The sequence below is a fragment of the Paenibacillus ihuae genome, assembly GCF_001368795.1.
GTDB lineage: Bacteria > Bacillota > Bacilli > Paenibacillales > Paenibacillaceae > Paenibacillus_AQ > Paenibacillus_AQ ihuae.
Genome location: NZ_LN831198.1, coordinates 4,129,844 through 4,139,690, shown reverse-complemented (window position 1 = coordinate 4,139,690; position 9,847 = coordinate 4,129,844). Strand labels below are relative to the sequence as shown.

At 51.4% G+C, this 9,847-nt stretch carries 8 protein-coding genes; 7 read left to right on the top strand and 1 reads right to left on the bottom strand.

Annotation, left to right across the window (positions count from 1 at the left end; genetic code table 11):
• The 3 genes from lepA to AQR02_RS19080 form a co-directional block, all read left to right on the top strand.
• Positions 1-1,770: translation elongation factor 4 (gene lepA, locus AQR02_RS19090; protein WP_054942170.1), on the top strand; the 1,770-nt coding region annotated here is incomplete at its 5' end.
• 145 nt (positions 1,771-1,915) lie between these two features.
• A complete protein-coding gene (gene hemW, locus AQR02_RS19085) occupies positions 1,916-3,088 on the top strand; it encodes a radical SAM family heme chaperone HemW (protein WP_054941828.1) in 1,173 nt (390 codons plus the stop codon).
• A gap of 92 nt (positions 3,089-3,180) precedes the next feature.
• Positions 3,181-3,675 (top strand): N-acetyltransferase, encoded by a 495-nt coding sequence (locus AQR02_RS19080; protein ID WP_054942169.1) that lies wholly within the window; start codon positions 3,181-3,183, stop codon positions 3,673-3,675.
• 94 nt (positions 3,676-3,769) lie between these two features.
• Here AQR02_RS19080 and AQR02_RS19075 read toward each other — a convergent pair whose 3' ends face one another.
• Positions 3,770-4,495, bottom strand: a complete 726-nt coding sequence (locus tag AQR02_RS19075; RefSeq protein ID WP_054941827.1) for a hypothetical protein — start codon at positions 4,493-4,495, stop codon at positions 3,770-3,772.
• A 347-nt stretch (positions 4,496-4,842) separates the two neighbouring features.
• Between AQR02_RS19075 and hrcA the strand changes: the two genes are divergently transcribed.
• The 4 genes from hrcA to dnaJ all read left to right on the top strand — a co-directional run bounded on the left by hrcA (position 4,843) and on the right by dnaJ (position 9,743).
• Complete coding sequence (gene hrcA, locus AQR02_RS19070; RefSeq protein WP_054941826.1) at positions 4,843-5,874, top strand: heat-inducible transcriptional repressor HrcA; 1,032 nt, start codon at positions 4,843-4,845, stop codon at positions 5,872-5,874.
• A 49-nt stretch (positions 5,875-5,923) separates the two neighbouring features.
• Positions 5,924-6,496, top strand: coding sequence for a nucleotide exchange factor GrpE (grpE, locus tag AQR02_RS19065; RefSeq protein WP_054941825.1), 573 nt, complete (start codon positions 5,924-5,926; stop codon positions 6,494-6,496).
• 168 nt (positions 6,497-6,664) lie between these two features.
• Complete coding sequence (gene dnaK, locus AQR02_RS19060; protein WP_054941824.1) at positions 6,665-8,500, top strand: molecular chaperone DnaK; 1,836 nt, start codon at positions 6,665-6,667, stop codon at positions 8,498-8,500.
• Positions 8,501-8,618: 118 nt separating this feature from the next.
• Positions 8,619-9,743 carry a molecular chaperone DnaJ gene (dnaJ, locus tag AQR02_RS19055; RefSeq protein WP_054941823.1) on the top strand — a complete coding sequence of 375 codons (1,125 nt, stop codon included), beginning with the start codon at positions 8,619-8,621 and terminating at the stop codon, positions 9,741-9,743.
• Positions 9,744-9,847 lie beyond the last annotated feature (104 nt).

Here is a 9,847-nt window from a genome sequence, read left to right as displayed (position 1 = left end):
ATTATTGCACATATAGACCATGGTAAATCGACATTGGCCGACCGTATTCTGGAGTATACAGGCGCACTAAGCTCGCGCGAAATGCAGGAGCAGGTGCTTGACCAGATGGATCTGGAGCGAGAACGCGGGATCACTATTAAGCTGCAGGCCGTACGTCTCACTTACCGTGCTGACGATGGGCAGGATTATTTGCTGAACCTGATCGACACACCGGGACATGTCGATTTCACTTATGAGGTCTCCCGTAGCCTTGCGGCCTGTGAAGGCGCATTGCTGGTAGTAGACGCTGCACAGGGAATTGAAGCGCAGACGCTGGCTAACGTATACCTGGCGCTGGACAACAACCTGGAAATTCTGCCGGTCATCAACAAAATCGATCTGCCAAGCGCTGACCCGGAACGGGTGAAGCAGGAGATCGAGGATGTGATCGGACTTGATACCAGCGAAGCAGTGCTTGCTTCTGCCAAAGCGGGCATTGGTATTAAGGAAATTCTGGAGCAGGTGGTTAAGCAGGTTCCTGCACCAACCGGCAATTCCGAAGAGCCGCTAAAAGCGCTGATTTTTGACTCCCACTATGATCCGTACAAAGGCGTTATCGTCTATGTCCGGGTAATGGACGGAAGTATCCGCGCCGGTTCGAAGATTAAGATGATGGCAACCGAGAAAGTATTCGATGTTATTGAAGTCGGTGCCTTCATGCCGCGTATGACCATTGTCGACGAACTGAATATCGGTGATGTCGGCTTTATCGTAGCCGGAATCAAGCATGTCGGTGATACCCGTGTCGGGGATACGGTGACGGATGCGAAGAATCCGACACCGGAGCCGCTGCCGGGTTACCGTAAGATCAATCCGATGGTTTATTGCGGCCTGTATCCGATCGAAACCTCTGATTATAACGACCTGCGTGAAGCGCTGGAGAAGCTGCAGCTGAATGATGCTTCGCTAAGCTTCGAGCCTGAGAGCTCAAGTGCGCTCGGCTTCGGCTTCCGCTGCGGATTCCTTGGCCTGCTGCACATGGAAATTATTCAGGAGCGGATTGAGCGCGAGTTCAACCTGCCGCTGATTACAACTGCGCCAAGCGTTATCTACCGCATTATGCTGACCAACGGAGAGATGCTGACCATCGACAACCCGTCGCATTATCCGGAAATCGGAACCATTGATTATGTGGAAGAGCCTTACGTCAAAGCCGGGGTCATTGTCCCTAACGATTACGTAGGCACCGTCATGGAGCTGTGCCAGAATAAACGCGGCGAATTCGTCAATATGGAATATCTCGATTCCAACCGGGTAACGATTACTTATCAGATTCCGCTCTCGGAAATTGTATATGACTTCTTCGACCAGCTGAAATCAGGTACGAAGGGCTATGCTTCCTTCGACTATGAAATCTCCGGCTACCGCCAGTCCAATCTGGTGAAGATGGATATTCTCCTGAACGGCGAGCAGGTCGATGCCCTCTCGTTCATCGTTCACCGCGACCGTGCCTATAACCGTGGACGGATCATCTGTGAGAAGCTGCGCGGCATTATTCCTCGTCAAATGTTCGAGGTGCCGATTCAGGCTTCTGTCGGAACCAAGGTTGTTGCACGTGAGACCGTTAAGGCCATGCGCAAGAACGTACTCGCCAAATGCTACGGCGGTGACATTTCGCGTAAGCGGAAGCTGCTGGAGAAGCAGAAGGAAGGTAAGAAGCGCATGAAGCAGGTCGGCAGCGTTGAGGTGCCGCAGGAAGCGTTCATGGCGGTTCTGAAGATCGACGAGTAAATTTGTCCTTAGTAGCAGTGCGCAGCACTGTTCCTGACGTGTGTAACTGATCTGCAAGGGAAGCCCTACGGCTTCCCTTTTCTGACTTTTTGGATCAATGACTGCGCCGCTGCCCGGCGCTGAATATTAGATAAAGGAGACTGCTATGACAACTCAATTAAGTGGCCGTCCCCCTGAGGCCGTATATATTCATATCCCGTTTTGTACGAATAAGTGCTTTTATTGTGATTTTAACTCCTATGTACTGAAGGATCAGCCGGTGATGGATTATCTGCACGCGCTTGACCGGGAGATGGAACTGACTGTGAAAGAGACCCCTCCAGGAGTGATTAAGAGCATCTTTGTCGGCGGCGGAACACCAACCGTGCTGAAGCCGGATGAAATGGCCTTTTTCCTGAACTCGGTGCGCAAGCATTTCCCGCAGTGGGATGACAATATCGAGTTCTCGATGGAGGCCAATCCCGGTACGACAGATATAGATAAGCTGACAGTGATGAAGGAAGGCGGCGTTAACCGGGTAAGCTTTGGCGTGCAGGCTTTCCAGAATGAGCTGCTGACCGGCATCGGGCGGATTCATAATGTGGACGACGTCTACCGCAGTCTGGAGAATGCCCGCAGTGTTGGGCTGCATAACCTGTCGGTCGATCTTATGTTCGGGCTGCCTAACCAGACCGTGGGTATGCTGAAAGAGAGCATCCGCAAGGCGCTGGAGCTGGACCTGCCGCATTATTCGATCTACAGCCTGAAGGTGGAGGAGAATACGCTTTTCCACACGTTGTTTAACAAAAATAAGCTTCCGCTGCCAAGTGAAGAGGATGAGCTGGAGATGTACCTGCTGCTGATGTCCACTATGGAGGCAGCCGGCTATACCCAATACGAAATCAGCAACTTTGCCAAACCGGGCATGGAGAGCCGCCACAATATTACGTACTGGCGGAATATGGATTATTACGGCCTTGGCGCGGGGGCGCACGGATACGTCAAACGCCAGCGGCATATGAATATTAAAGGCGTTAACCCGTATGTTGAAGCTTCACGCAGCGGCCTGCCGCGTCTGGACTCTTTCGAGATCTCCGAGCAGGAGGCCATGGAGGATTTCATGATGGTTGGTCTGCGGATGCGTGAAGGGGTATCGGATAATGCATTCCAGGCGCAGTTCGGTAAAACGATGGAGGAGATTTTCGGAGTTTCGCTGCATAAGATGCTGCATGCAGGGCTACTGGAGCATGACGGTGACACCTACCGGCTGAGCAAGCAGGGAATCCTGTTTGGCAATGATGTTTTCGGCGAATTTGTCGGTGCTTTGACAGAGGTTTAATTTTAAAATATCTCTTGAATTGTAATTCACTCTGTTGTATATTTATTCATATTAACAACGAGGGGTGAGTCAAAGTGCTTGTCAAGACGGAAATGATCCGCCAGTCGGCGGCTCCTACGGGAGATCACAAGGTAATATGCAGAAATGCTACGGTGGAGGATGTTGAACCGCTGTATTTAATGATAGAGGAATACGCCCAGCGTGGTATTATGCTGCCCCGTTCCAGGCAAGCACTGACCCGCCAGATTGATCAGTTTGTCATAGCTGAAATCGGTGGCAGGTTTGTAGGCTGCGGATCGCTGTTCAGACTGGGCAATGATCTCGTTGAAGTCCGTTCCATCGGTTTGCGTGATGAAGGCAAGGGCAAGGGTGTAGGCTCCATGATTCTGGAGATGCTCACAGAAGAAGCTAGACGCCAGGGTATTCCGAAGATTATGGCACTGACCTATGCAGTTGATTTTTTCCTCAGAAACGGGTTCACCGTGGTCGAGAAGGAAATCTTCCCGGAGAAGGTATGGACTGATTGCGTGAACTGCAAGAAGCAGCATGCCTGCGATGAAATCGCTGTGCTGAAGAGATTGAATTAAACGGAGCGGATTGGCTTCGTTATCTATAGTACAAGAAACCACTATTCATCCGGGGCGCGGGTTCCGGGAGAATAGTGGTTTTTTAATCCGTCACTTACTCGGTATAGATCAGCTTGCGCTGCTGCTCTACAAGTGCTGCAAGTTCCGGCGTAGCATACGCAGGAGGGTTGAAGGAGGGGGACAGCGTATTATAGACGATTGTCATCGTGGACCCGTCCTTCATTTCGATTTCAAGCCAGTAGTTGTCTCCGACCCAGCCTTTGGTCTGTTTGTATAGTTCCTGGAACGGAATATACTGCAGCTTGGGAAACTCCCTAATAAATATCTCGGCAGCCTCCGGCGTGAAGTCCTTCAGGTGAGTGGTCCCGTCCATTCCGCTGATGAAGCGGACAGTCTTAATTTTACCGGCAACATCTAACATATCATTAAGTGTCTTTGCAGCAGGATTGCTGTGGGCTTCATACAGCCTGTCCCCCGCCCATAGCCTGGCGGATGCCTTATAGCCGGTCACTTCATACAGCTTCGTGCCGACATCCAGGAGAGTAGAGTCTCCATCCTGCATGACCGTACGCGGGCATTTATGGTCTGCCGTAGTGTAAGTGATCTCCCCTACAGGTTTGCCTTTCTTAAGGCCAGTAAGCGGAGTATCCCAATTCTCATCATAGACAATTCCGTTCCACTGAAACACTGAAGCATATTCCGATTCCCCGAAGGAACATTCATACTGCCCGGCAGCGCCCCGTAGAACAATCCAAACACCGCTGGCCAAGAGCAGCACAGCTGCAAGTACCGCTAACATGGAATACCGTTTTAGATTCATGCAGTTTATCCGCCCCCTTTTGATATTCAGACGTAAATTAGGAATGGAGGTTGCGGAATGATTTCCGGAATATGGATTTTTTTATAGAAAAATATGTAATTTAGAGTCCGGACGGACCCTGGCTTATGCACCAGAAGAGACGATACAGCCGGATGAGAACAATGATCTGAATCAGATTAAGGAGAATATGCATGAGGTTCAGACAAAAAGCTGCAATGATAACGCACTCAAGGAGCCGAACTGACTTGACAATGCCAAGGTCAGTTTGGTATTTTTGTATTAGTGGTTAGCACTCATCTCGACAGAGTGCTAACGAATCGGAGCCACAGCCGATAGGAGGGAATTACATGTTAACTGAACGCCAGAGAATGATACTTAACGCTATCGTAGATGATTATATTTCTTCCGCTGAGCCGGTAGGCTCGCGCAGCATCTCCAAACGGGGCGATGTGGGCTACAGTCCGGCAACGATCCGCAACGAAATGGCCGATCTGGAGGAGCTAGGGTATCTGGAGCAGCCTCATACATCGGCGGGAAGAATTCCGTCCCATAAAGGCTACCGCTATTATGTGGATCATCTGGTACCGTGGAATTCCGCCGAGTCGGCAGAGATGGGCACGATCCGCGCTTTTTTCGCCGAGAAGCTGAACGCTACAGAGCAGGTTATCCAGCATGCGGCAATGATTCTTTCCAATATGACGAATTACACTTCCATCCTACTCGGACCGGAGGTTTTTCATACTTCATTGCGCCATTTTCAGCTGCTTCCGCTCGACGGCAATAATGCCGTAGCGATTATTGTTACCAGCACCGGGCAGGTAGAGAACCGTACGGTTCAGATTCCGCCGGAGATTTCCCTTTCCGAAATGGAGAAGGTGGTTAATCTGCTTAACAGCAAGCTGGTGAACGTCCCGCTCTATAAGCTGAAGAGCCAGCTCTATTCCGAGCTGGGCGAGGAAATGCAGCGTCACATCTCCCACTATGAAGAATTAATGCAGGTGCTGGACACGGCGCTGGAAAGCGATCATGAACAGCGCATCTATCTCAGCGGAGCGACCAATATGCTGACCCAGCCGGAGTTCAAGGACGTCGACAAGGTCAAGACCATTCTCGATCTGCTGGAAGAAACGCCGACCCTGCTAAAAATGCTCGCCCCCGCCTCCGGCGGAACCGGTATACAGGTGCGCATCGGAACGGAGAATAAGCATGAGGCCTTTGCCAACTGCAGCCTGATTACAGCCACATATTCACTGGACGGTAAGGCGCTGGGTAGTATAGGCATCCTGGGACCGACCCGGATGGAATACGCGCGCGTGATGGGCATACTGGGGATTATCTCCCGGGATTTGACAGCGATGCTGGCACACTGGTATAAGTGAACAGAGTGTAAATGATTTTCGTGAATGATTTGAAGGAGGTGAAGACAACTTGAAAGAGGAACAGGTTCAAGATTCGAATGAGATGAATGATGAAGCTATAAACGAAACTCAGGCGGCTGATGAGGCAGAAGCCGTACAGGAGAACGACGCGGCCTTCGAGGAGGCTTCAGGCGGTGAAGCCGCTAAGCGCCTCCAGGAGCTGGCTGAGGAGGCTCAGGCCCGTGCGCTGCGCGTGCAGGCTGATTTCGACAACTTCCGCCGCCGTACCCAGAAGGAGAAGGAAGAGCTGGCCCAGTACGCCACCTCCAAGCTCGTAGGCGAGCTGCTGTCCGTACTTGATAATTTTGAGCGTGCGCTGGTAACTGCTCCGGGTAATGCAGAATCCGAAGCCTTCACCAAAGGCATCAATATGATTTTCCGCCAGCTTGAAGGGGTACTGAAGTCAGAAGGACTTACAGCAATGGAAACGGTAGGACAGCCCTTTAACCCTGAATATCATCAGGCGATTATGCAGGTGGAGAGCGAGGAGTACGAAGAAGGTATCGTAACGGAAGAGGTCCAGAAGGGCTATCTTCTGAAAGATAAGGTTCTTCGTCCGGCCATGGTCAAAGTCAGCATGTAGTCTGTCTATATACCTAAGGTATCACCTGCCTGCTATGATACGGTCTGCCGGATGTTCCGGCCGTACAGTCATGTGCGGGTACCTTTTAAGCATTTGTGTTCATTATGCAACTATTGATCATTCCGCAGGAGCCTAAGCTCCATAATATTTTTGAGGAGGCACATTACAGTGAGTAAAGTTATCGGGATTGACCTTGGAACCACCAACTCTTGCGTTGCCGTTATGGAAGGCGGGGAAGCCGTCGTTATTCCAAATCCGGAAGGCGCGCGCACAACCCCATCGGTTGTAGGCTTTAAGAAGGACGGCGAGCGTATCGTCGGCGAAACAGCGAAACGCCAGGCTATTACGAACCCTGACCGCACAATCGCTTCAATCAAACGCCACATGGGCACGAACCACAAAGAAAGCATTGACGGCAAGGATTACTCTGCACAAGAGATCTCGGCTATGATTCTGCAAAAGCTGAAATCCGATGCCGAAGCATACCTGGGACAGACTGTTACCCAAGCCGTTATTACCGTTCCAGCATATTTTAATGACAGCCAGCGTCAAGCTACCAAGGATGCCGGTAAAATCGCGGGCCTTGAAGTTCTGCGTATCGTAAACGAGCCAACCGCAGCAGCGCTTGCCTATGGTCTGGAGAAATCCGAAGATCAAACAATCCTCGTCTATGACTTGGGCGGCGGGACCTTCGACGTATCGATTCTTGAACTGGGCGACGGCTTCTTCGAAGTAAAAGCTACCAGCGGTGACAACCGCCTTGGCGGTGACGACTTTGACCAGGTAGTTATGGATTTCCTCGTAGCTGAATTCAAGAAAGAGCAAGGCATTGACCTGAGCAAGGATAAAGCTGCTGTACAGCGTCTGAAGGATGCAGCGGAAAAAGCGAAAAAAGAGCTGTCCGGCGTACTGACAACTACTGTATCGCTTCCGTTCATCACTGTGGTTGACGGCGTGCCTCAGCACCTTGAAATCAACCTGACCCGTGCGAAATTCGATGAGCTGACTGCAGGTCTCGTAGAGCGTACGCTCGGACCTACACGTCAAGCCCTGAGTGATGCTGGCATGACTCCGGCTGACCTTAACCGGATCGTACTGGTAGGCGGATCTACACGTATCCCTGCCGTACAGGATGCCATCAAGAAGCTTACAGGCAAAGAACCGCACAAAGGCGTTAACCCGGATGAAGTGGTAGCCCTGGGTGCTGCTGTTCAAGCGGGTGTATTGACCGGTGATGTTAAAGACGTCGTACTGCTCGACGTAACTCCGTTGTCCCTGGGTATTGAAACTGCGGGCGGCGTGTTCACGAAGATGATCGAACGCAACACTACAATCCCAACAAGCAAATCCCAGGTCTTCTCGACCTTCGCCGACAACCAGCCGAGCGTTGAAATTCACGTGCTGCAGGGTGAGCGCCAAATGGCGAACGGCAACAAAACACTGGGCCGCTTCATGCTGAACGAGATTCCGCCGGCACCGCGCGGTGTACCGCAAATCGAGGTTACTTTTGACATCGATGCCAACGGTATCGTAAATGTATCTGCAACAGACAAAGGCACGAACAAGAGCCAGAAGATCACGATCACTTCTTCCAGTGGCTTAAGCGATGCCGAAGTTGAACAAATGATGAAGGATGCCGAGCTGCACGCTGAGGAAGACCGCAAGCGTAAAGAACTGGTTGAAGCGAAAAACAATGCTGACCAGCTCGTGTATTCTACAGATAAAGTAATCAAAGACCTCGGCGACAAAGTGGATGCTTCCGAAATCGAGAAGGCAAACGCTGCTAAGGACAAAGTAAAAGCGGCACTGGAAACTGACAACATGGAAGAAATCAACGCAGCTACAGAAGCGCTGACTGAGATTGTACAGCAGTTGTCCGTGAAGCTGTATGAACAGGCTGCACAGGCTGAACAAGGCGCTGAAGGCGCTCCGGAAGGCGCTAAGAAGGACAATGTTGTTGATGCAGACTATGAGGTTGTTGACGACGAGAAGAATCAAGGGTAACCTTAAACGATAAACACTATTGTGGAAGAGAGGGAAGGTCAAACCGGGGCATCCCGTGTTTTGACTTTCCCTTTAAATTGTCAAGAATGATCAGTATGGATGTACGGAGGTGAAAGCAGTGGCAGAGAAACGCGATTATTATGAGGTTCTGGGCCTCGGAAGAGATGCATCAGACGATGAAGTGAAGAAAGCATACCGCAAGCTGGCGCGCCAGTATCATCCGGACGTCAACAAAGCCAGCGATGCTGAAGCCAAGTTCAAGGAAGTGAAGGAAGCTTACGACGTGCTGAGTGACGGCCAAGCGCGGGCCCGTTATGACCAGTACGGTCATATCGATCCTAATCAAGGTATGGGGGGCGGCTTTGGCGGGGGCGGAGATTTCGGCGGACTCGGTGATATCTTCGACATGTTCTTTGGCGGAGGCGGCGGACGCCGCGATCCGAACGCCCCGCAGCGCGGCGGCGATTTGCAGTACACGATGACCATTGAATTCAAGGAAGCGGTATTCGGCAAGGAGACCGACATTACCATTCCCCGGACGGAAGCCTGCGATACCTGCTTCGGCTCCGGAGCTAAACCGGGCACCAAACCGGAGACTTGTTCTGTCTGCCATGGCAGCGGCCAGCAGGAATTCGTGCAGAATACTCCGCTTGGACAAATGCGTAACCGCCGTCCCTGCTCCCATTGCAGCGGCACAGGTAAGATCATCAAGGAAAAATGTACGACCTGCGCAGGTCAGGGTAAGGTTAAGAAACAGCGCAAGATTCATGTGCGCATTCCTGCCGGTGTCGATGACGGTGCACAGCTGCGCATGACCGGCGAAGGTGAAGGCGGCACACGCGGCGGCCCGGCCGGAGATCTGTACATCGTGATCCGTGTGAAGAGCCATGATTTCTTCGTGCGCGAGAACGACGATATTATGTGCGAGGTTCCGCTGACATTCGCCCAGGCAGCGCTTGGTGATGAAATCGAAATTCCTACCTTAACTGAAAAAGTAAAGCTCAAGATTCCGGCCGGAACACAGACCGGCACCTTCTTCCGCCTCAAAGGCAAAGGTGTTCCGCACTTGCGCGGCAACGGAACAGGGGATCAGCATGTGCGGGTCATTGTAGTGACTCCAAGCAAGCTTAGCGATGAGCAAAAGGACCTGCTGCGCCAGTTCGCTTCCTACAATGGAGAGAACACGCATGAGCAGGAGCAATCTTTCTTTGACCGTGTGAAGCGTGCCTTCCGTGGTGATTGAGTATCTCTTCATCAAGCATTTCAAGTGAATTCATAAGAAGACAGATCAAACCCCCAATTTCGTATCACTAAACGGAATTGGGGGTTTTAATGCTGTATGTAGTA